This is a genomic window from Rhizobium sp. 25PS6, from assembly GCF_032464655.1.
GTDB classification, from domain to species: Bacteria; Pseudomonadota; Alphaproteobacteria; order Rhizobiales; family Rhizobiaceae; genus Rhizobium; species Rhizobium laguerreae.
In genome coordinates this window covers 84,296-109,629 of the sequence record NZ_JAWDIV010000020.1, presented here as the reverse complement: position 1 = coordinate 109,629, position 25,334 = coordinate 84,296, and the positions used below count along the sequence as shown (strand labels likewise).

Sequence of the window (25,334 nt, the reverse complement as noted above, 5' to 3'; positions counted from 1 at the left end):
GGCGCATGGTCGCAACTTCGGCAGCCAGTGTACGGGCGCTGCCGACTGAGGGTTTTTATACCCTTGCCCCGATGAAAGGAGGACCGATGTCTTCCACTTTCGAAAAGTCGCATCTGACTTCGTCCGATCTCGACATGCTGCAAGGCGTGCTCGACGACGCCGGCTACGACGCCAAAATCCTGATCGGCAACGAACGCGTCTTCAACGTCGCGGCCATACTGTTGATCAGGCTGTTCGAAGAGGGCGTCACCTCGCCGGCCATGCTCTCACAAGCGCTCGAACACCATTTCGGCAAGCTGAAGACGCCGCCGAAACCGATAACCCCCGTCTTCAATCGATATGCGATACAGGGATTGCCCCGTGAAAGACGCGTCGCCGGCTAGAGCATGATGCCGAAAAGTGTGAGCGGTTTTCGGACGACATCATGCTCTCACTGATGTTCTAAAGCGCGTCGCGATCTTTCAGATTCACTCCTCGCGCTTTAGGTTTTTGTTTTACGCATGCCGTTAGCGCAAAACCGCTTCACACTTTTGCGCGACATGCTTTAGCGGCAAGCGAGCCGCCCGGCTCCGAAGGAATATTGTGCGAAAAACCCTCCTGCTTTGTATCTGCGTCGCAGCGGCCGGTTATTTCGGATGGGTGCAATTCGGGGCTTACCAACAACGGCAACAGGCTAGCGATCTTGCCGACATCGATAGGGAGCGCCGGGTGGCGCTCCTGGAAAGCGATGGCTGCCAGGCGAAAGTGGATATGCTTCTGTCGATGACAGACCGCCTGCTCAAGGCCGGCGGCATGCTGGTGCCGCTCGATATCGGACGGGACATAGAACTCTGTTTGGCCCGCGGCATCATGTCTGCATCAGGCCGTGCGGAGATGGAAAGAACGAAGCTGATCCGCCTGTTTCCCGTGAATGACTAAGCGCGTCGGAAGATTCATCTCTCGCTTTAGTCCTATTGTTTCGAATGTCGTTATCGCAAAACCGCCGCCCCCTTTGCGCGGCACGCTTTATCCCCTGTGGAAATATGGCTTTCCTGCGGCGGCGGCCTTAATGGCACCTCAATTTTACTCTATAAGGAGGGCTCGCTGATTTGGCCGATGCGGCATTTGCGGTGACCGGATTTCCGGCCCCGCCATTTTCCCGATCGCGAAAGCATGGTGACGTCCCGTCTCAACGTCGGGTTTGGCTTTCGGTGACCTCTCCGGTCATCCGCCTCCAGACTGCGATGCGGTTTCAGCAGGCATCATTTTCATTCCATCCCTGCGGCCCGGTGTTGTCGGGTTGCCCCTCATGACGATCCCGCGATCTCCGATCGCGACCGACAAGCGGGGCGAATACCACGCAGGCTGCGGCTTTCAATTTCGATCTAAAGGGAGATTTTATCGATGGCAAAAGGACAAGTAAGAAGCAATCGCGAGGTCCGGAAGCCGAAGAAGGACAAGCAGGCAGCGAAGGTGGAAAGCACATTCGCCAATCAGATGAAGACGGCGACCAAAACTGCCCCGCAGGGCAGTGCTCCAAAGAAATAGAACCTCTTATCGAGCCCCCGCTCCGCCCCCGTGCGCATAACAGCGCCAGTGATAGCGCGTCTTGTCGGACGCGCCGCGCTCCGGCGCGACACCATCACCCATTGACATGTTTTCGGAAAAACAGGAATTGCTGCAACCATGACAACTCTTAATACAATGTACAACTTCGACTATCCGCTCTTCCTCATTCGCTCGGCCGTGGTGATTGCACTCGGCTTTTCGGCGATCGCCGCCTTTCACGGCGTCACTCTATGATCGAATCTGCGCGCCGCAGCGAGTGCGAGGAAATCCAAGTGGCCCCTTTGGGAGAGCCCGACGACAACCCGGAGCGATCCGCACTTTTCGCAGAAAAGCGCTGGCTGAAGATCCTTGCCGGATATCGCCAGCCGCGGGCCGGACGCAGCGCCTTCGAGCTTGCCGTCACAGTCGTCCCCTTCGCGCTGTTCTGGGCTGCCGCTTGGGCAGCGGTTCATTACAGTTTCTGGCCCGGCCTGATCCTCATCCTTCCCGCCGCTGCTTTCCTGCTCCGGCTGTTCATGATCCAGCATGATTGCGGCCACGGCTCGTTTTTCGCTCGTCGCCGCGTCGACGACTGGGTTGGACGCACGATCGGCATCCTGACGCTGACGCCCTACGACTACTGGCGCCGGGCGCATGCGGAACACCACGCCTCGGCCGGAAACCTGGACGAGCGCGGCGTTGGCGATATCGAAACGCTGACGATCGCCGAATATAACGCGCTGTCGCGCTGGGGCCGGCTTGGCTACCGGCTCTACCGGCACCCGATCGTGATGTTCGGGATCGGACCGGCATGGCTGTTCCTCTTCAAGCAGCGCCTGCCTTTCGGCATGATGCGCTCCGGCGCCCTGCCCTGGATCTCGACCATGGCGACCAATCTTGCCATCGCGGTGGTCGCCGCGCTGCTGATCTGGGCGGTCGGGATCGTCCCCTTTTTACTGGTGCATCTGCCGACCGTGCTTCTGGCAGGTGCTGCCGGCGTTTGGTTGTTCTACGTGCAGCATCAATTCGAGGAAACACATTGGTCGAAGGAGCCGGACTGGCAGTTCCAGCATGCGGCCCTGCACGGCGCCTCGCATTACGACCTGCCGCCAGTGCTGCGGTGGATCACCGGCAATATCGGCATCCACCACGTGCATCATCTGTCGAGCCGGGTGCCTTACTACCGGCTGCCGGAGGTGCTGCGAGATCATCCTGAGCTTGCCGATCTGGGCCGCATCACGCTCATGGAAAGCCTGCGCTGCGTCAAGCTGGTGCTGTGGGACGAGCAGACGAAGCGACTGGTCTCGTTTCGCGAGGCGGCGCGGCTTGCCACAGCATGATAACGGGGCGTTAGAGCGGTTTAGCTTTCACGGAAGCGCAGAGCCGCTCTAACCTTTTGTTCCTGGAATTGCTCCAGTAAAATCATCCTGTTCTAAATTAAACAGTTAGAGCATGTTGTCGTCCGAAAACCGCTCACACTTTTCGGCATCATGCTCTAGCGATAGTCTGTCACATCCGCCGGTCCGCCCGGCTCCTGCACTTCCACCATGTAGCGCCAGCAATCCGGCCGCGAACCGTCGATATCGTCGAAGCCATAGGTCTTGGCCACTCCGCCGCTCGACAGCGACTGGCCGTTCCAGCGGGCGCGGTCGGGATCGGCGGCGATGGCCGCAACGGCCCGGCCGACGAAGCGCGGGGTTTCGGAAATGGCGAAATGCGGCTGTACTTTCGTCGCCTCGCTCCAGTTCTCCTCGCGAACACCATAAGCATCCAGCATCATTTCCGAACGCAGCCAGCCGGGCGTGATCGAAACGGCGGTGGCGCCGTGTTTCGCCAGATCTTGCGCATGCGCCCAGGCCATGCGGGTGACGCCTGTCTTGACGAGGTCGTAAAAGGGCGACAGCCGGTAATGGGTGGCATTGTATTCGGCCGTGCCGTCGGTCATCTCCACCAGCAGCCCGCCGGGCCGCTCGATCATCAGCGGCAGGGCGTAATGTGCGGTGATCAGATGCGTCTCGATGCCGAGCTGCAGCATGCGCAGGCCCTTATCCAGCGAATGCTCCCAGACGGCCTTGTCCCATTCGAACAGTTTCTCGCAGCCCCAGATGTCGTTGACGAGAATATCGAGTCGGCCGGCCTCCTCGCGGATGCGGGCGACCAGCGCCTCGACCTGTTGCTTGACGAGATGGTCCACCTGCACGGCGATACCCTTACCGCCTGCGGCGGTTACCAGTTCGGCCGTCTCTTCGATCGTCTCCGGCCTGGCATACTCGGATTGCTGAGCGCGCGTCGTGCGCCCGGTCACGTAGACGGTGGCGCCGGCGGCGCCGAGTTCCACCGCGACGCCGCGGCCGGCGCCACGCGTAGCACCCGCCACCAAGGCCACTTTCTCCCGCAAGTTCGCTGTCACTTCTCCATCCTCCACGCTAGAACGCCTCATGCCGTAATGAAGCGCCAAGTATTAGCCAGCGCCGCTTGTTTATAAACGAATGATCGTTTATATACGACCTGAATGCAAGAGGAATTTCATGCCGCGCCGCCGCACACTGTCCGACGAACAGCTTCTCGCCATGGTGCTGGCGCTGATTCATGCCGAGGGGCCGGATGCAGCGACCTTTGCGGCGGTGGCGAAAGCCAGCGGACTTTCCGGTTCGACGCTGGTGCAGCGTTTCGCCACGAAAGCGGCGATGCTGCGCGCAGCGCTGCTTTATGCCTGGGACAGGCTGGATTCGGAAACGGCGCGGCTTGCCGAGACCGTGCCGAAAACGCCGGACGGCGCCGTCGTGCTGCTCGTCGGTCTGTCGCAGGATTACGGCGACAATGCCGCTGCCTATGGCGAGGGACTGCTGGTGCTTCGCGAGGATTTCCGCGATCCGGTGCTGCGCGCCCGGGGTGCGGCCTGGGGAACGGCACTGACGGCGGCAATCGCGCAATGTTTCGGATCGGCGAAGGCGCCGGAGACGATCGCCCGGCTGATGCTGTCGCAATGGCAGGGTTCGCTCATCTGGTGGGGTTTTGGCGCCGAGGGGCCGGTGGCCGCCTATGTGGAGACGGAGCTTCGGCGCTTCCTCGCCGCGCTTAAATCCTGAGCCCGCCTACGCTTCTTCGTCCTTCTCCTCGCCCACGGTCAGCGGCCAATCGACGACGTAATCTTCGAGGTCGTCGAGATCGATCTCATTTTCGTTGATCGCGCGGCCTCTCGCGGAAATGCCGGCTGCATGGACGGTCTCCGGGTCGCCGGAGACGAGCGGATGCCACCAGTAGAGGTCGCGGCCTTCATTGACCAGCCGGTAGCCGCAGGTGGGCGGCAGCCAGGCGATATCGGGCACATTCTCCTTCGTCAGCTGCACGCAGTCCGGCACGAAATCCCAGCGGTTCTCATAGCTGGAGCAGCGACAGCTTTCGCCGTCGAGCAGCTTGCAGCTGACCGAGGTGAAATAGATATCGCCGCTATCCCATTCCTCGATTTTATTGAGACAACAGAGGCCGCAGCCGTCGCAGAGGCTTTCCCACTCGGCGACGGTCATTTCGGCAAGCGTCTTACTCTTCCAGAAGGGCAGATCGTTCATCGTTCGTTTCTTGCAACAGCAACCCGCAAATTCGCGTGACCCTGATGCATCTCTCTTGTTATCAGCCGCAAAATCAATCAATCCTTCAGCATACTCCTGATACTCGGAGAATTCTTTCCTCGTATCGGAGAGCTTTGCGGCCATATGCGGGCCTCGCGCTTTCGTCGGGTATGACCAAAGCGAGATCAGGCGGGAATACAGGACGTGCAGGATCCGGACAACCCAGGAAATGGGCCAGGAAGTGGGCCAGGAAACGGGCCAGAAAAAAGGCCCGGAAAAGCGGCGAACGAGACGGCGGAAAAGCGGCCGGCGAAGAGCCGTCACATTCTGCTGCGTATCGATTCCTGGATCGATTCGACCGTCTGGAACGCCGGCTTCCGCGCCGCCGAGATCTGGGAAGACATCACCATTTTCTTCCGCCGCTTCCGCGTGCGCGGCTGGAAGCGCATGGTCTTCGAACTTGCCGGCGAAGGACTGACGCTCGGAGCGGCCGGCTCGGTGTTGATGCTGCTGCTTGCCCAGCCCGCCTTCGAGGCGACCAAGGAAGACTGGCGCAACCGGGGCGATTTCGCCGTCACCTTTACCGACCGCTACGGCAATGTCATCGGCCATCGCGGCGTCATCCACCAGAATTCCGTGCCGATCGACGAGCTGCCGGATTCGCTGATCAAATCGGTGCTCGCCACCGAGGACCGGCGCTTTTTCGACCATTTCGGTATAGATTTCATCGGCCTCTTCCGCGCCATGAGCGAGAATGCGCGCGCCGGCGAAGTCGTCCAAGGCGGCTCGACGCTGACGCAGCAGCTCGCCAAGAACCTGTTCCTGTCGAACGAACGCTCGATCGACCGCAAGGTCACCGAGGCGTTCCTGGCGCTTTGGCTCGAGGCGAACCTTTCCAAGAAGGAAATCCTCTCCACCTATCTCGACCGCGCCTATATGGGCGGCGGCACTTTTGGCGCAGCGGCGGCGGCGCAGTTCTATTTCGGCAAGAACATCACCGATGTGAACCTCGCCGAATCCGCCATGCTTGCCGGCCTGTTCAAGGCGCCGGCGAAATACGCGCCGCATGTCAACCTGCCGGCGGCGCGTGCCCGCGCCAACGAAGTGCTGACCAATCTCGTCCAAAGCGGGCTGATGACCGAGGGCCAGGTGATCGCCGCCAGGCGCAATCCAGCTACCGTCGTCGACCGCAACGAGGTGGAATCGCCCGATTTCTTCCTCGATTGGGCTTTCGACGAGGTCCAGCGGCTTTCGTCGCGCTTCCACCAGCATTCGCTGATCGTGCGCACGACGATCGACATGGGCATCCAGCAGGCGGCGGAGGATTCGGTCGAGACGTCGCTGCGCGAATATGGCGAGGCCTATCACGCCAAGCAGGGCGCGATGGTGATGATCGAAAACGGCGGCGCCGTGCGCGCCATGGTCGGCGGCCGGGATTACGGCGAGAGCCAGTTCAACCGCGCCAGCAGGGCGCTGCGCCAGCCAGGCTCGTCCTTCAAGGTCTACACTTATGCAGTGGCGATGGAGAGCGGCATGACGCCGCAGACGACGATCGTCGATGCGCCGATCTACTGGGGCAACTGGAGCCCGCATAATTACGCAAACCGCTATGCCGGCCGCATCACGCTTGAGACCGCGATCGCCCAGTCGATCAACACCGTGCCGGTGCGGCTCGCCAAGGAAAAACTCGGTATTCAGCCGATCCGGGCGATGGCGAAGAACCTCGGCGTCGAAACGCCGATCCGCGACGACGTCACCATTCCGATCGGCACCTCCGAGGTGACGGTGCTCGACCAGGCGACCGCCTATGCCACCTTCCCGGCCGGCGGCTACCAGTCGCGCCGCCACGGCATCACCCAGATCCTCGATTACGACGGCGACGTGCTTTACGATTTCGACCGCGACGAGCCGGCGCCGAAGCGTGTGCTCTCCGAACAGGCCGACGCCTATATGAACCAGATGCTGTCGCGCGTTCCCTATGTCGGCACGGCGCGCAAGGCGGCCCTCGACAACGGCATCCTGACGGCCGGCAAGACCGGCACGACCCAGGCCTATCGCGACGCCTGGTTCGTCGGCTTCACCGGCAACTACACCTGCGCCGTCTGGTTCGGCAATGACGACTACACCTCGACCAACGAGATGACCGGCGGCTCGCTGCCGGCGATGACCTTCAAGCGCGCCATGGACTACGCCCATCAGGGCGTCACGCTGCGCGCCATCCCCGGCGTCGAAAACCCGCTGCCCTCGGAAAAGGACCTCGCCAAGACTGCCGCCGCCAAGCCGCAGGATGGATTGCCGCAGCTCATCCGGCCGCGCATGCTCTCGGTTCAATCGACTGGCATCCTCAAGAAGCTCGGCGAGAAGCTGAAGGATGCCGCCCCGCTCGCGCCGGCGAAGGTGGCGAGCGCGGAGTAGTTGGCCCAGGAGATTGCCGGACTGCCCCTCATCCGGCTGCCGCCACCTTCTCCCCGTAAACGGGGCGAAGGGACCATGTCGCCACCTCTCCGTTCCCCGCACACCTCTCGTAGGGCACGTCCCCTCGCCCCGTTTACGGGGAGAGGGTTAGGGTGAGGGGCAGCCATTCGCGCAAACCGGACAGCCCTGTTGCCGCACTTTGCATAACGTGGATCAATCGGCGCCTATGTCACGGCGCGGCATTCCACCCTGCCAGAATCAGTGGTAACCGTTTCATCCGATATGGTTTCCAAGGTCATGACGTGTTTCGATTCCCCCTCTTTATCGCGATCACGCTGATCGTCGCCTTCGGCGGCGGGATCATGATTTCGCTTTATGCGCTGGACGCGACACAGGGTTTCGGGGCGATCAAGCTCGGTGCCTGGGAGGCCTTTCCGGCGTTGCAGACAGTCGAGGCCGATCCTTACGCCAAGTCGCACCGGGCGCGCGCCGGCAAGCTGCTCTATGGCAGCGCCGAGGGCCTGACCTTCACGGCGAGCGTCGACGACGAGGGCGCGCGGCTGAATGCCAATTGCCGCTACCGCATCAGCGGGCAGACGCCGCCTGCCCGGCTCTGGACGCTCTTTACCGCCGACAATGGCGGCAATCCGGCAGCGGTGAAGACCGGGCATCCCTCAGCGCTCAATTCCTGGACGGTGCTGCGCAATCAAGACAGCAGTTTCTCGGTTGAGATCTCCGCCGTCGCGCAGCCGGGCAACTGGCTGGCATTGCCAGAGGCCGGCACCTTCCGGCTGGTGCTCACGCTGTTCGACACACCGACAGCCGGCAGTTCCGGCGTGATCGACCTCGCTATGCCGAAGCTCACCAAGACCGGATGCGGCAATGCTTAGGATATTTTTCGCCGTCCTGACCGGCCTTTTCGGCGCAGCCCTGCTGCATCTCGTCATCATCCTGTCGCTGCCGCATTTCACCGGCAGGGATGCGGCGACCCGCGTGGAGGCAGAGGGCGACCTCAATAATTTCTACCTGCTCGGCGACCAATATGACGAGGCTGGCCTTGCCAATGGCGACCCCTTCCTGCGCACCGCCGTCTGCTCCTTCGACGTCGAGGATGCGCCGGTACATTTCACCGCCAAGGGCAATGTGCCCTTCTGGTCGATCGCGATCTATGACAGCGCCTCCAACGAGGTCTTCAGCATGAACGACAGGACATCGGTCGGCGGCGCGCTCGATGTGCTGGCCGGCAGTCCGATCCAGCTGACAGACCTGCGCAAGAACTTGCCGCAGGAGCTGCAGCAGGCGATCCTGGTGGAAATGGCACGGCCGGACGGCTATGCCGTGCTGCGGACGCTGGCGCCGCAGGCGAGCTTCGATGAGGCTGCGCGCAACTTCCTGACGGAAGCCGGCTGCGAGCAATTCGCCGCTCGCTGAGGTTGAAGAGCGGTTACTTCTTGTTGACGCGCGGCGCGGGCGCCGGACGATGTTTCGGGCTCTCGGCCAACCGCTCGTAGCGGACGCCGGTGAACCAAAGGATCTTGGCTTCGCGGGGCTCCTTGTCCGGGCGCCGCGGCGCCCGCGGCCGCCGATCCGCCAATGCAATTACTATTGCCATTCTCGTCTCCATGCACTGCCCGAGACGGATGAAGTTGCGATGGATTTCACCCTGCCCGCCAATGTGCGGGCCGGCGCGTCCTGCAGTGCCGGGATGACCGGACCGAGGGCATTCGCGCCTTTCCCACGGCACCTGATTGAAATACCGTGATGCGGAGTTTCAACGATCCAAATACTCAAATCGCGTCGTTCCTATCCGAATTGAGACAGATGACAGTTAACAGTTTACTAATACTCGGCCGATGCCGAACACAGTTCACGTTACTTCCCCTTTAACGCTCGAAGAGTTGATTTGGTTTCACCCCGCCTGCGCAAACGGCCGGCTGGAGATCAACGGATAAAATTAGAAACAATTCATATAGTTGACATCGGCGCTGCAATCCGCCGGCCGGGAAAAAGGGCGATGTTGCAAAAAAACATCATGAAAATATTTAATTGCGAGGCGCACAGATGCGCGTATGTTCGCTCATGTCGATCACACGTTTCCGGCTTCCGATCGATCGGGATTTCCACGTTCTTGCCGGAATGCGGAGGGCAAGCGGTGTCTTTGCTGGTGAATTCATCTTTCTCGCCTGAAGATCTCGACGTGCTGCGCAGTGCGCTTGATGCCTGGTGCACAGAACGGCGCATCGACATCAAAAGCGTCGACGCGCAATTCGCGGCATCCGCAGCACTCGACCTTTATCAGGCCGGTTACGACAGCCGCGAAAAGCTGCTGCACGCGCTGCGCGATCATAGGATCGCCTGATTTTTCCTCTATCTCGGCAGCGATGCGCGATCGTCGCAACGCGCCTTCCAAACCGCCCATTTTTATATTGCCGGCTGACAATGCCGCGACACGTTAAGCGTGTATATTTCTGTTGCATTTTAATAAAATCTTCAGCATGCATTAACCGTACCGGTGTAGGATTTGTTCATAACCGTATGGCCTGACATGCGTTCCGCCAGCGCATATCGGCCTTGGTCCCCTTATTCTGCGTTTTCGGGGTGTTTTTGTGCGTGACCGGTTTCGAGACCTAGAAGGCCCCTTGGCCGTCAGGAAAAAGGACGTGGTATTGATGGCGACTGTCAGCAGTTTCGAGAACCTGTCTCATCCGACACGGTCCGAACTGCGCCAATTCGCCGAGCTTTTCATGCCGCTGTTCCAGGCCTCCTCCGACGAGGCCAAGCGCCAGGCGGTCGCGGCGCTATCCCAATGCGAGAACATGCCGGCCGCCGTGGCGCTGTTCATCGGCAACCAGCCGATCGAGATCGCAGCCCCTTTTCTTGCCGCCTCAAAGGCAATCGCCGACGATACGCTGATCACCATCGCACGCATGCAGGGTGCAGCACATGTCAAGGCGATCGTCAGCCGCGATTCACTCTCGCCGAAGGTCATCGATGCACTGGTGGCGCTACGCCAGAGCCAGCCGCGGTCCGCGAGCGCATCGACGCCAGTCATGGAATCACCGGCGGTCCCGCTTTCACCAGCGCCTACCGAGACAAACGAGGCAGATGCGCTGGAGGAACAGCGGATTGCCAATGAAGAGGCGTTGCGCGAGCGTATCCTTGGCCTTGCCGGCCATCTCGGCCGTGCCGACGAGGACAGGCTCGGTCTGCGCACGCTCACCGACATTCAGGAGGCGCTGCTGGTGCGCTTCGCGCGCTCGCGCGAGGCGACGCATTTCGCGACCGCACTTGCCGATGCGCTTTCCGCCAGCCGCTGGCTTGCCGAGCGCATCATGCTCGATCTTTCCGGCCAGCAGCTCGCCACGACACTGACGAGCCTCGGCATGGGCTTTCTCGATGCCGTCTTCGTGCTCGAAAGACTCTATCCGCACCTTGCCGAACAGCAGCACAACGTCACGCGGGGCTGGATGGCGCTCGATGCGCTCGACCCGGAAGAATGCCACGAACGCGTCGAAGCCTGGCGGCGTGCCGATCGCTACACCTACAAGCCGGAAACCGCAGATATGCCCGCGCCGGCGGCAACGCCCGACTATCGCTTCATCCGTCAGGCGCCGCCGCAGCGCGACATGCGCGTCATGGGACGGCGGTCTCGCTGAGCTGCGGGTTGATGACCTCGCCCGAGATCAGCGGTCCGAAATGGCGCTGAGCTGACGAGCGCCTTGGCTGTCAGCCGCCCTTTGCAAGCGGGATCATGTCCCCCAGTTCCTCCGCCTCCAGTTCGACGATCCAGAGATCGGGGTCGAATTTGCGTTCGCGCTCCAGCATCGCCCGGACAGCTTCCGGATCGCTGCGCGACAGGCGGACCTCGAACAGACGGTCGCCGGCCTGGCCTTCGTCGAAAGCGGTCTGCGGCGCCGGCGCATAGAGCGTTTCCAGGCCGTCGCGGAAGTGCTGGCGGATGAAGATCGCACCCGCCTCCTCCGCACCCTTCTTCTCGACGGCGGCGAAATCGCCGCTGGCGAAGACGCGGCGCAGGAGGGCTGAAACGAAGATGTCGGCGCGTAATCTCATCGGCGCGGTATAGACCGGCGCGCCGGTGGCGGCAATGCAGGCTCAGAGTTTGAGCCCAGGGGTCAGACCTTGACTGCCAGCCGCAATCCGCCCCAATGCCGTCCGCCGACGGTGATTGGAGCGGAGATATCCTTCATCATCACGAAATTGCCGCCGCCCATGTCTCGCCGATAGGTCTGGACGAGGAAGGGTGCGGTGCTGCGGCCGGCGGCAAGACCGACGCGATCGGCGAAGATGCGGCGATTGCGGCAATTGGCAGTGTTCCAGACGGTGTCGCCAGGCCGCTGGGCTTGCGAGAATTTTCGGTTGTGGGTCGGCAGATAGCCGTTCTCGTCGATCGCCGCGCAGAAGGCGATGCGCTCGTCCAAAGCTGTGACGGGCTCCTGGATCGGCGGCAGCAGGCGGTCGGTGAGTTCGGTGAAGGCTGCCATCATCTGCGCCGGATCGGAGCCTGGAATCGGCCGATACCGTCGATCGAAGAGCGCATCGAACCCGATCTGACCCTCGGCGACGGCACGTTCGAAGGCGCCGGAAATCTGTCTTGCCACCGACTGCGCTTCCTCGATCCAACGGCTGTCGGCGGTCTTGACGCCGGCGCTCGCCGTCAGCTGGATCAGGGTTTCCGAGAGGCCGACGACGCTGTCGACGCGTTTTGCCGCCTGCTGCAGCCTGACATTCGAGCCGGCGACCTCGGCCGACATCTCGCCGAGTTTCTCGACGAAACCGGCGCATTGCTGATCGACCGCCTCGGTGGTGTTGGCCATGACAGTCGAACTGTCGAGGATGCGGGTGATGACATGTTCCATGTTTTCGAAGGCGCCACGCATCGCCTCCGACTTGTCACGCACGCCGGCCGCACTGTCGCGCGCATCGCTGCCGGCGGCCGACAGCCGGTCGATCTTCACGCGCAGTTCGTCCAGCGTCTGCTGGATGGAGCCGGTCGCCTTCGAGGTCTGCAGCGAAAGCGCGCGGACTTCGGTGGCGACGACCGCAAAACCCTTGCCCGCATCGCCGGCGCGCGCCGCCTCGATCGCGGCGTTCAGCGCCAGCAGGTTGGTCTGGCGGGCGATGGTGCTGATCTCCTCGGCAATATTGTCGACATCGGCAAGCGACTTGGAGAAGCCGGCGATCTCAGCGCCGATCTCGTTGGAGGACTGGACCATGTGGCCGATCTCGGCGACGGAGCCCGTCAGGCGGTCGGCCGATTCTTTCAGCATGTGGCGGGCCTCGGCGGCGGTGCGGTCGGTCTCGCGCAGCGACACGGCGACCGAGCGGTTGGTCTCGGCAATCGAAAGCGCGGTGCGGGTGACATGATCGAAGGCGGAGGCATGCCGGGCCGACATTCCCGCCATGTCCTGGATGGCGCCGGCGATATCGACGAGATCGATGCCAAGGGTGGAGGCTTCTTCGGCAAGACGCAGCAGGATGTGGCGCAGCGGCTCGCGATCAGGCCCTCCCGCTTCGACCGCCGGTTCTCCGGCCAGATCGTCTATCGCCTTCAGCGCATGCATGACCGATGCTCCCCGCCCCAATCAGAAAAGCTTCCGGCAACATGGTTAATAAGTTGCAAACAACAGCCTCGCCTTAGACTTAGGTTGTAGGGCGAAGCCAACTGTGCGGCATCATGGCGGCTATATCGCGCCGATTTCCTTGAGTTTCTTCAGTACCGCCTGGTTCGGCTCACCGTCTTCGGGCAGGTTGTAGTGCTTCTGAAAATGGCGGATGGCCGCGCGGGTCTGCTCGCCGGCGACGCCGTCGACGCCGACATTGGCATAGGCCATGTTGGAAAGACCCTTCTGGATCTTCAACACCAGGTCGACATTGGTGATTTGGCTTGATGGAACCTGCTTTGCCGCCGATGGAACGGTTTTGACGGTCTTCTCGGCGCTGCGGATCGCCGCTGCCACCGGGTCTTCCGCCGCCGCCTTCGAGCTGACATCCTCGGGTGGCTTTTCGGCGGGTACGGTCGAGGGGCCGGCAGCATCGGTCTTCAGCGCCACGAGCACCTCCGGCGTCGGATCGCCGGTCTGGGTCATGCCGACGGTTTCCTCGAAGAAGAGAATGGCCGCACTGGTGCGGGGGCCGATGATGCCGTCGGGTATGCCGTTATAGAGGCCGCGGCGCACCAGCTGCTGCTGGATGTCCATGACGAGTTGGCTCGGCTGCTGGCCGGGTGCGGCAGGCGCCGGTGTCGCGTTGGTGGCGGCGGTATCCTGCGGCCGTTCGATCCGGAAGGTGGTGACATCACCCTGTTGCTCCTCGGCCGGACGGCGGGCGCCGAGCACGGTTGGGGACTGCGGATCGCGGGTGCGGAAGATCGGATGCGGATGCAGGCCCGGCTGATACCAGAGCGCATTGGCGGCGACGAAGGAGAAGATGACGGCGAAGGTGATCGTGCCGCCGGCGACCGACGGATTGCGGCCGATGACGCCGCCGAGCACGGAGGCGCCCTGCAGGCCGAGCCCGCCGAGGGCGGCGGCGCCTGACATCAGAAGGCCCGGCTGCTGGCGCTTCCCCTTAGGCGATTTTCGCTTGCGCGCGGCCATCGAAACGCCCCTCTTCTAATTCTGCACCTGTGTTGACCGCGCCCTTCAGCCGCGGCGGAAACTCGACAGTCGCGCCATGGCCGGCGTCTTCGGCGTGCTGGGCACCCGAGCCGTCCATTGCGATCTCAATGGTAACGATCGTGCCTTCGCCCGGCTGGCTGGCGATGGCGAAATACCCGCCATGCAGCGCCACCAAGCCCTTGACCAGGGAGAGACCGAGGCCGGAGCCTTCGAACTGTCGGGTATAGTCGTTCTGGATCTGGACGAAGGGCTGGCCGAGCAATGCCAGCTTGTCGGCCGGGATGCCGATGCCGGTGTCGCTGACCGTCAGCTTGAGGATGCCGTCGCGCGCTGCCGCATCGACCGAGACCACGCCGCCGGCCTCGGTGAACTTTATGGCATTGCCGACGAGATTGATGAGGATCTGCTGGATGGCCCGCTGATCGGCGACGACCTCGCCGAGGCCGCGCTGGATACGGCTCGTCAGGGTGAGGCCCTTGGTCTTCGCCTGCAATGCCAGCATCGATTCGCAGGATTTGACGGAGCTTGATATGTCGAAGGCTTCGAGGATCAGCTCGTAGCGGCCGGCTTCGATCTTGCTCATATCGAGCATGGTGTTGACGACGGACAAGAGATGCGCGCCGGATTCGCGGACCAGGCCGACATATTCGCGCTGGCGGTCGTTTTCAAACTTGCCGAAATATTCGCCGATCAGGATGTCGGAAAAACCGAGAATGGCGTTCAGCGGCGTGCGCAGCTCATGGCTGACGGCGGCGAGGAAGCGCGATTTGGCATCATTTGCGGATTCGGCATCGGCCGCGCGGTTCTGGGCTTCGTCACGCAGCTGTTGCTCGACGGAGACATCGCGCAGCTGGGCAATGATGGCGGCAAGTTCGCCGTCGGCATCGCGCCGGGCCGTCATGTCCATTCTCAGATAGGCAAACTGGCGCTGATCGCGCGAGACCGAGGGCCGGTCGAGGCGCAGATCGACGCTCTGAGCATCCTCGCCCCGGCGCAGGCCATCGAGCGCCTGCAGGAAAAGAATGCGATCGGAGACATGCACCTGCTCGAGGAAGCCCCTGCCCTTGGGATCGCGCATCCAGGCGAGGAAGTCGCGCCGGTCGCGGCCGCCGACGGTCGCCACACTGCCATGCGGGTCGAGGAAGAAGACGAGGCCCGGTGTGGCGGCAAGGAAAAAATCCTCGGCCGACTGCGTGGCGATACCGGCGGACGAACCCTGACGGGCGAGCGCGATGCTGCCGACGGCGGAAAAAAGAAAGGCGGCGCAGACCATGGCGACACCGGCCGGCAGCGCCACGGCCGGACTGGTGACTGCCGAAAGGCCGATAGGAGCTGCAACGAGAGCAGCCGACGAGAGCAGCACGAGGCGGCGCAGGATCGCGAGCTCGCGTTGGCGCACGGCCTCGCCGCCGCCCGTCCGGGAGAGCCAGCTTGTCGCTGCCCGGTCTACGAGGGCCGTCATCCAGCCGCCAATGTTACTCAATACACGCACGCAATACCCGCCCGAAAGGCTGTCTATCGATCCGGACAATAGGCCTTGGCGACTTAAAGAAAGGATAAGGCAAAAGCGCTGTTCACAGCCTGAAACGGCCGAAATTCTCGTTTTGGCGCATCTGGAAGGCTCTTTGCCTTTTGTGGTTAATAGGGGGTAAGCGACGGATTTTCCTCATATTTCAGCATTGCGTTAACTCCTGTGGCAAGGCGAGCCGGCAAAAGTCCTGCAATTGCAAGCAGGTGCTGCCCTGATGCTTAACGGCGATCGCTCGCATTCGACTAAAATGCGGCTCAAATGCCGTTCGCTAAAATTTGAACTAAATTTGCCGCAAATGCGCGTGAGTTTCGAAAAGCGGCATTCGCAACTTGGCGGTAGGGTGAAAACACACCGGACAACCGGCCTGATTCGGCGACAAGAACCGGACGGGGAAAACAGGATGGGCAACGACAATGTGGTTTCTGATCAAAGGATCCTTCTGGTTTGGCCTCGTGCTCGTGCTTCTTTCCGTCTTCAGCACGGAGAGTTCCGACAAGCTCGCCAACGGCCCGCAATTGCAGCTTTCCGACACGTTCACGGCGGCAAGCGGCGCCTATGACTATTTGACCGGCATGTGCTCGGAGAAGCCCGAGGTCTGCGCCAAGGGCACCGAGACCCTCACCGCACTCGGCTATCGGGCCCGTGAAGGCGCCCGCGTTGCCTATGAACTTCTCGACAGCCAGTTCAAGGACGAGGCGCCGGCAGCCGCAAAGCTTGCCGAACCGCAGATGCCGGTGGCGCTCAACATGCCTTCCCTCACCACGCCTGCCATCCAGGAAAAGGTGCGCGAGGCAAAGGCCGCGCTCAACCAGCCGATGCCTTACCGTCCGCCGGTCGAAGATGACGCCTCCTCTGAGACGGTGGTGACCGGCGCTATTCCACTGCCGACGCCGAAGCCGGCGACCTGACCCTCAACCAGCTTGCATCGGTGGTCCGCATGACGCGGAGATGCCCCATGCCTGACGTGCCTGCCCTGTTTAATTCAGCATGTTGCTGCGCCGTGAGGATGCCCATCCCTCACGGCATTTCTTTTTAACGGTTCAAATCTGCCGGTCTTTCACCTATATGCAGTGTTAGAGCACTTCCTGACGCATTCCGGACGCAAAACCGCTGCGCACTTTTGCTGGAACTGCTTTAATAGTGAAAGGCTACCATGGCATCCCTCGACCAGATCATCGACGACTTCGCCTTCCTGGACGATTGGGAAGACCGCTACCGCTATGTCATCGAACTCGGCAAGGCGCTGCCCGACTTGGCGGAGGAAAAGCGTACCTCCGAGAATAAGGTGATGGGTTGCGCCAGCCAGGTGTGGCTGGTGAGCCATACGGCGGGCGATCCCGACAATCCCGTCATGAGCTTCGAGGGTGATTCCGACGCCCATATCGTGCGCGGCCTCGTCGCCATCGTGCTTGCCACCTATTCCGGCAAGACGGCCTCCGAGATCGCCGGGCTCGATGCCTTCGAGATATTCTCGAAGATCGGCCTGGTGGAGAACCTGTCATCGCAGCGTTCGAACGGACTGCGGTCGATGGTGAACAGGATCCGCGAAGAGGCGAGAGTCCGCGCTGCGGCTTGACCGTGCTCGTGGCTGCTGGCCTGTTTTGAAAGCGACAGGACGGGCGAGTGGGGCGGTGCCGGCTCTGCAATCGAGTATATTAACACTTACTCATAGTATAGGAAAACATTCTAAGCCCGTCGGCAAAGCATAAGACGGGACCGCTTACGCTGTCGTGGCGTCCGGCCGAAACGGGCCGGCCGGTCGACCAGCCGACTCCGTTTGAGCCAACAGAATGCTTCAATCTAACCCGGAAAGGCTCTAAATATCGGAATGAGTATTTCTTCGTCTTGAAAAAGCACACAAAAAGCCGGGCACAAGACCCGGCTTTTTGTCGTCGATGCTTTCGAAAAAGCTCAGCCGCGGCCGCGCTTGCGGCGCTGCCCGAGGCCCATTTCCTTTGCCAGGCGCGAACGCGCTTCGGCATAAGCGGGCGCTACCATCGGGTAATCGGTCGGCAGATCCCACTTCTCGCGGTATTCTTCCGGCGAGAGGCTGTGATGCGTCATCAGGTGACGCTTCAGGGACTTGAAGTTGCCGCCGCATTCCAAACACGTGATCTGCTCGTCCTGTACGGACTTGCGGACAGAAACTGCAGGCTTCTGTTTTTCGACGATCGCCGCAGCAGGCTGCGGTACGGACGTGTTGCTCAGTGCCGAATGCACGTCGGAAATCAGATTGGCCAGGTCGCTGACCGGTACAACATGGTTGCTGACATAGGCCGCGACGATGTCGGCTGTCAGTTCCACAAGCAGCTCCGGCGCATTGCCGGTCGCTATATCCGTCATATTCTTTCTCCTGTTAGCATGCTCAAACGGTCTTTGACTGACACGCCAAAGACCCGCCTCGTAGAAGCGAACAGCAAAAGCACAGGAAGCGACCTTCTGTTTCGAAAAACGCGAAATCCACCCCTAGATTCCGAAGAGCGTAACCTGTTCTTATACTGCCTGACTGGAAACCACTACGTCATGCCCCAGGCGATGGCCTCAGTTTAGACATTAAAAATCAAAACTGAGGGACTTGGAAGCAGTACGATTGCAATCCACAATCAGAACTCTACTTGCATTTTCAAATACCATCGTTTGGTCGAAAGGCCAATTATTATTTGTCGTTTTTCTTGAGAAAAAATGACAGATGAAGAATTGAGGGTCTCTTCGGCAAGCTTTACTCACAGCTTCCTGTGCATAAGTTTTGCATAAATCTGGTAAAGTCGCCGAACAGCATAGGCTCAACGATCCCTGATATCGTCACGGACCGAGAGTGCACCGAGATCATATCCCGAACGATGGGCAGCTCTGGCAAGCAGGTGGGCAGACACCGGCGCCGTCAGCAGGAAGAAGACGAAACCGGCAAGGGCGCGGGCGAGAATCGCCGGGTCCTCTGAATAGAGACCGGCGGCAAGGAGCAACAGCCCGGAGCCGACGGTCCCCGCCTTCGAGGCCGAATGCATGCGCGTATAGAGATCGGGCAGCCGGACCAGGCCGATCGCCGCCGCAAGCGCAAAGAGCGCACCGACGATCAAAAGCAGGGCGGTGACGGCAGCCACGATATAATCGATCATCGCTTCTTTCCCCCTGCCCGGCGCTTCTGCGTGTTGCTATTTGCCGTAGCGGCGGGCGGCTTCGATTTGATGTTGCCGCGCGACAGCACGAATCGGGCGAAGGCGACGGTCGCCAGGAAACCGACGAGGCCGAGCGAAATGGCGATATCGATATAGAGCGAAAAACCGGTCTTGACCGCGATGACGGCGATGAAGCCGATGGCGATGCCGGTCAGCATGTCGAGGGCGAGGATCCGATCCGGCAATGTCGGGCCGGCAACGACGCGCCAGACGGTCAGAATCAGCGCCAGGCCGAGGATGACGAGTGCGGCCGAGGATGCGACCGCGACGATGGCGGCAGGTGTGATCACCGGAAGGCCTCCATGATCTTGCGTTCGAAACCGTTGGCGATATCACGCTTGGTCGTCTCGGGATCGGAACAATCGAGCGCGTGCACAAAGAGCGTGCGGCGATCGGGCGAGACGTCGACCGAAAGCGTGCCGGGTGTCAGCGTGATGAGGTTTGCGAGCAAAGTGATCTCGAAATCGCTTGTCACCGTCAGCGGGAAGGCGAAGATGCCGGGCTTCAGCTTCATATCGGGCGAGAGGACGGTGACCGTGACCTTCCAGGCCGACAGCGACAATTCCTTCAGGAAAAGAGCGGCGAGCGAGAGCACCGGGAGGACGCGGGGGATATGTCCCTTGCCGCCGAAGGATTCACGGATGATGACCAGCGCCAAGGCCCCAAGCAGCAAGCCGAGGACGAGATTGTGCAGCGAGCCGCTGCCGGTAACGGCGATCCAGGCAATGGCAAGCAACAGGTTGAAGAGGAAGAAGATCACGGCGCGCGCCCTTCCGGGAAGACCGAATGAAGATAGGCCTGGGGATCGGCCAGGCCGGCAGCGGCCGATTGCGACAGCGCCAGCAACTGTTCCGGCAGGATGCCAAAACCGACGACCAGCGCTGTCAGTGCCGCGAGCGGCAGACCCGTGTGCCACCTGGCACGGGGAGACCTCAGGGTTGTCGACGACAATGCTATCGGCGTCGGGGCTATCGGCGCCGGGCGCCAATAGGCGAGCAGGAAGAGACGGCCGAAGGCAATCGTCGTCAGAAAACCGCCAACGAGGATCGAGGCCGCCAGCCACCAGGCACCGAGATCGAGCGAGGCCTTGACGAGAATGACTTTCGGCCAGAAGCCGGAAAAGGGCGGCAGGCCGCAGGCGGCAAGGAAGAGCGCGAGGGAGAGCGCGGTGAAGCCGCCGCTTTGCCTGTAGAGCCCGCCGAGGGCCGACAGTGAAAAGCCGCCGCCGCGCCGGGCGATCTCGCCGGCGGCAAGATAAAGCGCCGTCATCAGCACCATGGAATGGAGCGCATAGAAGACCGCGCCGCTGATGCCGCCAAGACCGCCGAGGGCGACGCCCGCCAGCATATTGCCGATGCCCGATATGACGACATAGCCGAACAGCCTGCGGATATCGTTTTCGGCGAGCGCGCCGAGAGCGCCGACGAGAATGGTCGCGGCGGCGGCGAGCGCGATCACCAGGCTCAATTCCTGGCGCTCCATCGGCAACAGCATGACCATCACCCGGATCAGCGCGTAGATGCCGACCTTGGTGAGCAGGCCTGCAAACAGCGCCGAGACCACGATGCGCGGCGTATGGTAGGCGGCGGGCAGCCAGAAGTTGACCGGGAAGGCTGCCGCCTTCATGCCGAAGGCGAGCAGGAAGAGGCTTGCCAGCGTCATCAGCGGCGCCGTGCCGCGTAAATCCCCAGCTTTTGCGGCGATATCGGCCATATTGAGCGTGCCGAAGGCGGCATAGAGGATGCCGACGCCGACCAGGAACAGGGTCGTGGCAATCAGATTGAGCACCGCATATTTCAGCGCGCCGTCGATCTGCTCACGTTCGGAACCAAGAATGATCAGCCCGAAGGAGGAGATCAGCAGCACCTCGAACCAGACATAGAGATTGAAAATATCGCCGGTGAGAAAGGCGCCGGTGACGCCGGCCATCAGCAGCATGAGCAGCGGGAAGAAGCCGTATCGCCGGCCGCTTTCGCCGATATCGGCCAGCGCATAGATGCCGCCGGCGAGCGCGGCAAGGGCCGCGGTGAAGGCCATCAGCGCACCGAAGAGATCGACGGTGAAGGCGATGCCGAAGGGCGGCAGCCAACGGCCCATGACCATGGTCAGCGGCCCGTCGGCCGCGACCTTGGCGAGCAGGGCCGCATCGATCAGCGCCAGCGCCGCTAGGCCCGGAATGGCCAGCCAGGCCTGCAGACGGGGATAGCCGCGCAGCATCAGCAGGACGGCACCGAACGTGATGCAATGGGCGACCGGCAGGATGGCAAGCCAATGACCGATCGGCACCGGAGCAGTGATCAGGGCGGCGGAGAGATCGACGGTGGCGGTGGGGGCGGCCATCAGATGGCGCCTCCGCTAGCGCGAGAACGGGTTTGCCGTGTGATACCCCCCTCTGCCCTGCCGGGCATCTCCCCCACAAGGGGGGAGATCGATATGCCGCGACGGCCTTCCCCAACATCGGCATCGACGCCCGTAGCTCTGCGGAGCCCGTCATTACCCTGCCAACTGATAAAGGCCAATCGGTGTCGACGGAGCTTAGCAACTTGCCGATCTCCCCCCTTGTGGGGGAGATGCCCGGCAGGGCAGAGGGGGGTGTGCATCCGCACAGCGGTGGTGGTCCGGGCAGCGGAGAGATCGATGGTAGAGGTGGGGGCAGCCATCAGATGGTACCTCCGCTATCGCGAGAGAGGGCTTGGGTCAGCATCCGCACCAACATCCTCAATACTCCAATGGCGGCAGCGGCCGGTCGTCGGGCTCGGCGGCGCGCATGTCGCTGGTGTTGTCGGTGCCGAGGTCCTGATAGGCGCGGTAGGTCAGCACCAGCAGGAAGGCGAGGAAGGAGAAGGAGATAACGATCGCGGTCAGGATGAGGGCCTGCGGCAGCGGGTTGGCCGTGCCCGCGGGCAAGCTGTCGAGACCCGCCGGGATGATCGGCGGCACCTCGCGCGTCAGCCGGCCGCCGGTAAAGAGCAGGAGGTTGACGGCGTTGCCGAGGATGGCAACACCGAGCATGATCCGGATCGAGAATTTCGACAGCATCAGATAGATGGCGGCGGCAAAGAACAGGCCGACGAGGATCGCGAGAAGCGGCTCCATCATTCCACCTCCTTTTCCTCGAGCGCCAGTGCGATCGAGGTGATGGCGCCGAGCACGACAAGATAGACGCCGATATCGAAAAGCAGGACGCTCGACAGCGGCACCTCGGCGCCCAAAAGTGTCGGATAGATCCAGAGGCCGGTCATGAAGGGAACGGCAAAGAGGATGGAGAGAAGACCGGCCGCGGTCGACAGAAGCAGGCCGAAGCCGGCAATCGACAGCGGATGGAAAAACAGTGCCCGACGAACAGCGCCGACACCGCGGGCAATGCCGTAGATCGCCAGTCCCGAGGCCGCGATTAGCCCGCCGATGAAGCCGCCGCCCGGCTCGTTATGGCCGCGCAGCAGCACGAAGACCGAAAAAAGCAGCATCAGCGCAGTAAGGAATGGGGCGACTGTGCGGAAGATGAGGGTGTTCACGCGATCAGTCCTCCGCCGCTGGATCATTGGCGGCAAGCTTGCGCTCGCTGCCGGCGCGAATCCGGATCAGCGCCAGGATGGCAAGGCCGGTGACCGCGACGACGGCGATTTCGCCGAGCGTGTCTGTGCCGCGGAAATCGACGATGATGACGTTGACGACGTTGGCGCCGTGGGCGATCGATTTGGAATAGGTGTTGAAGAAAGCCGTCAGCGCGATGTTGAACGGTGCCTCGGTTGCCCGCATCAGCAGAAGCGTGAAGCCGAGGCCGCAGGCAAGCGCCAACGCGCCGTCGAAGAACTTGCGGCCGAGCGGCCGCTGATCGTCGGGCGAGAGACGAAGCCTGGTCATGACCAGGGCGAGAATCACCACCGAAAGGGTTTCGACCATGAACTGGGTGAAGGACAGATCCGGCGCGCCGAACAGCAGGAAGATGATGGCGACGGCGAAACCCTGGATGCCGAGCGAAACGATCGCCGTCAGCCGGTCGCGGGCGATGAGCACGGCGGCAAGGCCGAAGGCGGCGATCAGGAAAACCGCCCATTCATAGAGTCTCACATCGGCCGGCCAAGCGGGAAAGCGCGGCAGTTCGCCATAGACGACTAGGGGAATGAGGAGGATGGCGGCGACGCAGAGGAAGGTGCAGGTGACATAGATTTCGAGCCGTCCCGGCTGCAGGACACGTATGACGCGGCTAGAGAAGCGTACAAGGCCCGAAATGGCGACATCAAAGCCATGGTCCGGGCCATGGCCGATCGAACGCAGGAAGACGGCCATCAGGAAACGGGCGCGATCGAGCTGCCAGTAGACGCCGATGCCCAGCAGCACGGTCAGGGCGGAGAGCGCCAAGGGCAGGCCGAGATGCGGCGTCAGCGAAATGTCGATGTCGGCAGGTGTCTGGCGGATGGCCGACGCGATCGGCGAGGACAGGACGGTATGCGTGAAGGTTGAAAAGATCGCAGCGAGCAGGCCGAGGACAGCAAGAACGGCCGGACCGAGCCAGAGCAGAACCGGTGCTTCGTGCGGCGGTTTCGGTGTCTCCACCGGCCGGCCGAGAAAGGGTTTCAGCGCCACCGCGAAAGCGACTGCGAACATCAGCGCATTGCCGAAGACAGCGATCGACGTAAAGGTTATCGCGCGGACATCGCCGCCGATCAGCGCCGTGTAGATCTCTTCCTTGGCGGGGAAGCCAAAGAAGGGCGGCAGGCCGGCCATGGAGAAGGCCGCCGCAAGCGCGATGATCCATGTCAGCGGCATCGCCCGCATCAGGCCGCTGAGCCTGGTGATATCGCGCGTGCCGGCCTCATGATCGATGATGCCGGCGACCATGAAGAGCGCGCCTTTGAAGAGGGAATGCGCCACCAGATAAAGTGCTGCCGCCTCGACTGCATGGTCCGAGCCGAAGCCGATCAGCATGACAAGCAGGCCGAGCGAGGAGACGGTGGTATAGGCGAGCTTGAGCTTCAGGTCGGTCTGGCGGATGGCGAGCGCGGTGCCGACCACCAACGTCAGCCCGCCAAAGAAGGGCAGAAGGATTTCCCAGGCAGGCGTTGCCCCCATGACGGGGTTGAGCCGCATCAGCAGATAGACGCCTGCCTTCACCATGGTGGCCGAATGCAGATAGGCCGAAACCGGTGTCGGCGCTTCCATGGCGTTCGGCAGCCAGAAATGAAAGGGAAACTGCGCCGACTTGGTAAAGGCACCGCCCAGGACCAGGATGAGGGCAGCCAGATAGAACGGGCTTTCACGCACGACATCGCTGGCGCCGATGAGCCGCGACATCTCGGTGACGCCCGAGATGTTCCAGAGCAGCAGCAGTCCGGCCAACAGGCAGAGCCCTCCCCCGCCGGTCACAACAAGCGCCTGCAGGGCGGCGCGGCGAGCCGCCGCACGCTCGTGATCGAAACCGATCAGCAGGAAGGACGTGATCGATGTCAGTTCCCAGAAGACGAAGAGCATCAGGAAACTATCGGAAACGACGACCCCGAGCATCGCGCCCATGAACAGGAAGATGAAGGAGAAGAAGCGGCCCTGATCCTTGTGTCCTTTGAGATAGCCGCCGGCATAAAGCACGATCAGGGTGCCGATGCCGGTGATCAGCAGCGCGAAAGCCAGCGACAGGCCGTCGAGGAACCAGGAGAAGGAGAGATGATAGCTCGGCACCCAGGAATAGCCGCCGGTGACGACCTCGCCTCGCGCGATCTGAGGAATGAACCGCAGGAAATGCAGGAAGGCGAGCAAGGGAGCGATCGCCAGGAGCCAAGCACCACTGGCGCCGAAGATGCGGATGACGATAGGAGCGACAAGAGCGCCGGCGAGTGGCAGACACAGGGCCAGAAATGTCAAAGCCGTGACATCGGCCATGTCTCCTCCTCTACCGAGATATTTCCTTGGATCGGGATCGATCCAACGATGAAATCATGCAGCAATTCAAAGTGCTACAGCACCTTTTGCGCATCTGACAAGACGCGCGGCGCTGTAAAGGCAACGGACGAAAAGCCGGCGAAAACCGGCCTGTCTTCTGACTTAGGCGAAACGAGGGAGTGTCTCAAGCGATTTCGGCCCGTCCTGCGAAGCACGCGATGTTCGAAGCCGATCAGGCCGTCGATCTGGAAAGGCGCGTCAGCAGCCGGGCGATGCAACCGTGCAGGATGAACACCAGAAGCGTCAACGGCCAGAGCAGGCAAGCAAGGAGCCCGGCGAGACGATGAAGCGTCAAGCCGTCATGGTTGGCCCAGCCTTCCAACAGGGTGACCGCCATGGCTGCCACGGCCACAAGGCCGTAGAGCAGGACGATTGCTGCCTCAAACACCAGTGATTCTCCAATGCACGCAACATTAACCCTAACAGAAAACCCCTAACGGATGTAAAAGCAAGCCTCTTCCCCCAATTGGGTATGCGGCCAATCTCATGGCGCGCCGCGGGAGACTTGATGAAGTGAATGCGGCGCACCACATTTTCTCGC

At 61.8% G+C, this 25,334-nt stretch carries 27 protein-coding genes; 11 read left to right on the top strand and 16 right to left on the bottom strand.

All coding sequences use genetic code 11. The annotated features are described in order from the left end of the window. The first annotated feature begins 5 nt into the window (after window positions 1-5). The 3 genes from RWK44_RS26345 to RWK44_RS26335 all read left to right on the top strand — a co-directional run bounded on the left by RWK44_RS26345 (window position 6) and on the right by RWK44_RS26335 (window position 2,867). Complete coding sequence (locus tag RWK44_RS26345; protein WP_017959655.1) at window positions 6-383, top strand: hypothetical protein; 378 nt, start codon at window positions 6-8, stop codon at window positions 381-383. Window positions 384-582: 199 nt separating this feature from the next. Beyond that, window positions 583-918, top strand: coding sequence for a hypothetical protein (locus RWK44_RS26340; RefSeq protein ID WP_168286410.1), 336 nt, complete (start codon window positions 583-585; stop codon window positions 916-918). A 911-nt stretch (window positions 919-1,829) separates the two neighbouring features. Then, complete coding sequence (locus RWK44_RS26335; RefSeq protein WP_017959652.1) at window positions 1,830-2,867, top strand: fatty acid desaturase; 1,038 nt, start codon at window positions 1,830-1,832, stop codon at window positions 2,865-2,867. A 155-nt stretch (window positions 2,868-3,022) separates the two neighbouring features. Here the strand turns inward: RWK44_RS26335 and RWK44_RS26330 are convergent, their stop codons facing one another. Then, window positions 3,023-3,937 carry an SDR family oxidoreductase gene (locus RWK44_RS26330; protein WP_316029601.1) on the bottom strand — a complete coding sequence of 305 codons (915 nt, stop codon included), beginning with the start codon at window positions 3,935-3,937 and terminating at the stop codon, window positions 3,023-3,025. A gap of 118 nt (window positions 3,938-4,055) precedes the next feature. On the opposite strand from RWK44_RS26330, the gene RWK44_RS26325 reads away from it, so the two are divergent. Further along, window positions 4,056-4,616: a TetR family transcriptional regulator gene (locus RWK44_RS26325; protein ID WP_168284821.1), complete on the top strand. Its 561-nt coding sequence runs from the start codon at window positions 4,056-4,058 to the stop codon at window positions 4,614-4,616. A 6-nt stretch (window positions 4,617-4,622) separates the two neighbouring features. Here the strand turns inward: RWK44_RS26325 and RWK44_RS26320 are convergent, their stop codons facing one another. Continuing rightward, window positions 4,623-5,096: a YcgN family cysteine cluster protein gene (locus RWK44_RS26320; RefSeq protein WP_316029600.1), complete on the bottom strand. Its 474-nt coding sequence runs from the start codon at window positions 5,094-5,096 to the stop codon at window positions 4,623-4,625. 204 nt (window positions 5,097-5,300) lie between these two features. Between RWK44_RS26320 and RWK44_RS26315 the strand changes: the two genes are divergently transcribed. The 3 genes from RWK44_RS26315 to RWK44_RS26305 all read left to right on the top strand — a co-directional run bounded on the left by RWK44_RS26315 (window position 5,301) and on the right by RWK44_RS26305 (window position 8,942). Then, window positions 5,301-7,511, top strand: coding sequence for a transglycosylase domain-containing protein (locus tag RWK44_RS26315; protein ID WP_316029599.1), 2,211 nt, complete (start codon window positions 5,301-5,303; stop codon window positions 7,509-7,511). 302 nt (window positions 7,512-7,813) lie between these two features. Then, window positions 7,814-8,401, top strand: coding sequence for a DUF1214 domain-containing protein (locus RWK44_RS26310; protein WP_062945160.1), 588 nt, complete (start codon window positions 7,814-7,816; stop codon window positions 8,399-8,401). Then, window positions 8,394-8,942, top strand: coding sequence for a DUF1254 domain-containing protein (locus tag RWK44_RS26305; RefSeq protein WP_017963550.1), 549 nt, complete (start codon window positions 8,394-8,396; stop codon window positions 8,940-8,942). The genes RWK44_RS26310 and RWK44_RS26305 overlap by 8 nt, the downstream gene beginning before the upstream one ends. 13 nt (window positions 8,943-8,955) lie before the next feature. Here RWK44_RS26305 and RWK44_RS26300 read toward each other — a convergent pair whose 3' ends face one another. Further along, on the bottom strand, window positions 8,956-9,123 hold the full coding sequence (locus RWK44_RS26300) for a hypothetical protein (protein ID WP_165503768.1): 168 nt from the start codon (window positions 9,121-9,123) through the stop codon (window positions 8,956-8,958). A 540-nt stretch (window positions 9,124-9,663) separates the two neighbouring features. Here RWK44_RS26300 and RWK44_RS26295 point away from each other — a divergent pair. Then, entirely contained in the window at window positions 9,664-9,870 is a 207-nt protein-coding gene (locus RWK44_RS26295) for a hypothetical protein (RefSeq protein ID WP_026158597.1), read from the top strand. Between the two features lie 247 nt (window positions 9,871-10,117). Then, window positions 10,118-11,167 carry a DUF2336 domain-containing protein gene (locus RWK44_RS26290; protein ID WP_316029598.1) on the top strand — a complete coding sequence of 350 codons (1,050 nt, stop codon included), beginning with the start codon at window positions 10,118-10,120 and terminating at the stop codon, window positions 11,165-11,167. A 70-nt stretch (window positions 11,168-11,237) separates the two neighbouring features. Here RWK44_RS26290 and RWK44_RS26285 read toward each other — a convergent pair whose 3' ends face one another. The 4 genes from RWK44_RS26285 to RWK44_RS26270 all read right to left on the bottom strand — a co-directional run bounded on the left by RWK44_RS26285 (window position 11,238) and on the right by RWK44_RS26270 (window position 15,680). After that, window positions 11,238-11,582, bottom strand: a complete 345-nt coding sequence (locus RWK44_RS26285; protein ID WP_222374456.1) for a DUF1491 family protein — start codon at window positions 11,580-11,582, stop codon at window positions 11,238-11,240. Window positions 11,583-11,644: 62 nt separating this feature from the next. Further along, window positions 11,645-13,093, bottom strand: coding sequence for a methyl-accepting chemotaxis protein (locus tag RWK44_RS26280; RefSeq protein ID WP_316029597.1), 1,449 nt, complete (start codon window positions 13,091-13,093; stop codon window positions 11,645-11,647). 120 nt (window positions 13,094-13,213) lie between these two features. Beyond that, complete coding sequence (locus RWK44_RS26275) at window positions 13,214-14,128, bottom strand: peptidoglycan-binding domain-containing protein (protein WP_077976025.1); 915 nt, start codon at window positions 14,126-14,128, stop codon at window positions 13,214-13,216. Further along, on the bottom strand, window positions 14,100-15,680 hold the full coding sequence (locus RWK44_RS26270; protein WP_316029596.1) for a sensor histidine kinase: 1,581 nt from the start codon (window positions 15,678-15,680) through the stop codon (window positions 14,100-14,102). Before RWK44_RS26270 ends, RWK44_RS26275 begins: the two co-directional genes overlap by 29 nt. 413 nt (window positions 15,681-16,093) lie before the next feature. On the opposite strand from RWK44_RS26270, the gene RWK44_RS26265 reads away from it, so the two are divergent. Next, window positions 16,094-16,588 (top strand): DUF5330 domain-containing protein, encoded by a 495-nt coding sequence (locus tag RWK44_RS26265; protein WP_222000485.1) that lies wholly within the window; start codon window positions 16,094-16,096, stop codon window positions 16,586-16,588. A 245-nt stretch (window positions 16,589-16,833) separates the two neighbouring features. Next, complete coding sequence (locus RWK44_RS26260; protein WP_017959631.1) at window positions 16,834-17,256, top strand: SufE family protein; 423 nt, start codon at window positions 16,834-16,836, stop codon at window positions 17,254-17,256. A gap of 335 nt (window positions 17,257-17,591) precedes the next feature. Here the strand turns inward: RWK44_RS26260 and RWK44_RS26255 are convergent, their stop codons facing one another. The 9 genes from RWK44_RS26255 to RWK44_RS26215 form a co-directional block, all read right to left on the bottom strand. Continuing rightward, window positions 17,592-18,023: a MucR family transcriptional regulator gene (locus tag RWK44_RS26255; RefSeq protein WP_003557810.1), complete on the bottom strand. Its 432-nt coding sequence runs from the start codon at window positions 18,021-18,023 to the stop codon at window positions 17,592-17,594. A gap of 440 nt (window positions 18,024-18,463) precedes the next feature. Next, a complete protein-coding gene (gene mnhG / locus RWK44_RS26250) occupies window positions 18,464-18,796 on the bottom strand; it encodes a monovalent cation/H(+) antiporter subunit G (RefSeq protein ID WP_020049186.1) in 333 nt (110 codons plus the stop codon). After that, a complete protein-coding gene (locus RWK44_RS26245) occupies window positions 18,793-19,146 on the bottom strand; it encodes a cation:proton antiporter (RefSeq protein ID WP_131641471.1) in 354 nt (117 codons plus the stop codon). Before RWK44_RS26245 ends, mnhG begins: the two co-directional genes overlap by 4 nt. Next, window positions 19,143-19,616, bottom strand: coding sequence for a Na+/H+ antiporter subunit E (locus tag RWK44_RS26240; protein ID WP_077976021.1), 474 nt, complete (start codon window positions 19,614-19,616; stop codon window positions 19,143-19,145). Before RWK44_RS26240 ends, RWK44_RS26245 begins: the two co-directional genes overlap by 4 nt. Further along, window positions 19,613-21,196, bottom strand: a complete 1,584-nt coding sequence (locus tag RWK44_RS26235) for a Na+/H+ antiporter subunit D (protein WP_131641473.1) — start codon at window positions 21,194-21,196, stop codon at window positions 19,613-19,615. The genes RWK44_RS26240 and RWK44_RS26235 overlap by 4 nt, the downstream gene beginning before the upstream one ends. A 378-nt stretch (window positions 21,197-21,574) precedes the next feature. Continuing rightward, window positions 21,575-21,952 carry a Na+/H+ antiporter subunit C gene (locus RWK44_RS26230; protein WP_168284840.1) on the bottom strand — a complete coding sequence of 126 codons (378 nt, stop codon included), beginning with the start codon at window positions 21,950-21,952 and terminating at the stop codon, window positions 21,575-21,577. Continuing rightward, on the bottom strand, window positions 21,952-22,371 hold the full coding sequence (locus RWK44_RS26225) for a Na(+)/H(+) antiporter subunit B (RefSeq protein ID WP_168284826.1): 420 nt from the start codon (window positions 22,369-22,371) through the stop codon (window positions 21,952-21,954). Before RWK44_RS26225 ends, RWK44_RS26230 begins: the two co-directional genes overlap by 1 nt. Window positions 22,372-22,375: 4 nt before the next feature. Further along, window positions 22,376-24,733 (bottom strand): putative monovalent cation/H+ antiporter subunit A, encoded by a 2,358-nt coding sequence (locus RWK44_RS26220; RefSeq protein WP_316029595.1) that lies wholly within the window; start codon window positions 24,731-24,733, stop codon window positions 22,376-22,378. 232 nt (window positions 24,734-24,965) lie between these two features. Then, window positions 24,966-25,181, bottom strand: a complete 216-nt coding sequence (locus tag RWK44_RS26215) for a hypothetical protein (protein WP_017959623.1) — start codon at window positions 25,179-25,181, stop codon at window positions 24,966-24,968. Window positions 25,182-25,334 lie beyond the last annotated feature (153 nt).

What these genes read in the sequence shown, in the direction of transcription:
- RWK44_RS26235 (WP_131641473.1), bottom strand. Translation starts at nt 21,196, where the DNA reads ATGGCCGCCCCCACCGCCACCGTCGATCTCTCCGCCGCCCTGATCACT.
- mnhG (WP_020049186.1), bottom strand. Translation starts at nt 18,796, where the DNA reads ATGATCGATTATATCGTGGCTGCCGTCACCGCCCTGCTTTTGATCGTC.
- RWK44_RS26220 (WP_316029595.1), bottom strand. Translation starts at nt 24,733, where the DNA reads ATGGCCGATGTCACGGCTTTGACATTTCTGGCCCTGTGTCTGCCACTC.
- RWK44_RS26275 (WP_077976025.1), bottom strand. Translation starts at nt 14,128, where the DNA reads ATGGCCGCGCGCAAGCGAAAATCGCCTAAGGGGAAGCGCCAGCAGCCG.
- RWK44_RS26300 (WP_165503768.1), bottom strand. Translation starts at nt 9,123, where the DNA reads ATGGCAATAGTAATTGCATTGGCGGATCGGCGGCCGCGGGCGCCGCGG.
- RWK44_RS26280 (WP_316029597.1), bottom strand. Translation starts at nt 13,093, where the DNA reads ATGCATGCGCTGAAGGCGATAGACGATCTGGCCGGAGAACCGGCGGTC.
- RWK44_RS26325 (WP_168284821.1), top strand. Translation starts at nt 4,056, where the DNA reads ATGCCGCGCCGCCGCACACTGTCCGACGAACAGCTTCTCGCCATGGTG.
- RWK44_RS26285 (WP_222374456.1), bottom strand. Translation starts at nt 11,582, where the DNA reads ATGAGATTACGCGCCGACATCTTCGTTTCAGCCCTCCTGCGCCGCGTC.
- RWK44_RS26230 (WP_168284840.1), bottom strand. Translation starts at nt 21,952, where the DNA reads ATGGAGCCGCTTCTCGCGATCCTCGTCGGCCTGTTCTTTGCCGCCGCC.
- RWK44_RS26305 (WP_017963550.1), top strand. Translation starts at nt 8,394, where the DNA reads ATGCTTAGGATATTTTTCGCCGTCCTGACCGGCCTTTTCGGCGCAGCC.
- RWK44_RS26320 (WP_316029600.1), bottom strand. Translation starts at nt 5,096, where the DNA reads ATGAACGATCTGCCCTTCTGGAAGAGTAAGACGCTTGCCGAAATGACC.
- RWK44_RS26260 (WP_017959631.1), top strand. Translation starts at nt 16,834, where the DNA reads ATGGCATCCCTCGACCAGATCATCGACGACTTCGCCTTCCTGGACGAT.
- RWK44_RS26265 (WP_222000485.1), top strand. Translation starts at nt 16,094, where the DNA reads ATGTGGTTTCTGATCAAAGGATCCTTCTGGTTTGGCCTCGTGCTCGTG.
- RWK44_RS26345 (WP_017959655.1), top strand. Translation starts at nt 6, where the DNA reads ATGGTCGCAACTTCGGCAGCCAGTGTACGGGCGCTGCCGACTGAGGGT.
- RWK44_RS26255 (WP_003557810.1), bottom strand. Translation starts at nt 18,023, where the DNA reads ATGACGGATATAGCGACCGGCAATGCGCCGGAGCTGCTTGTGGAACTG.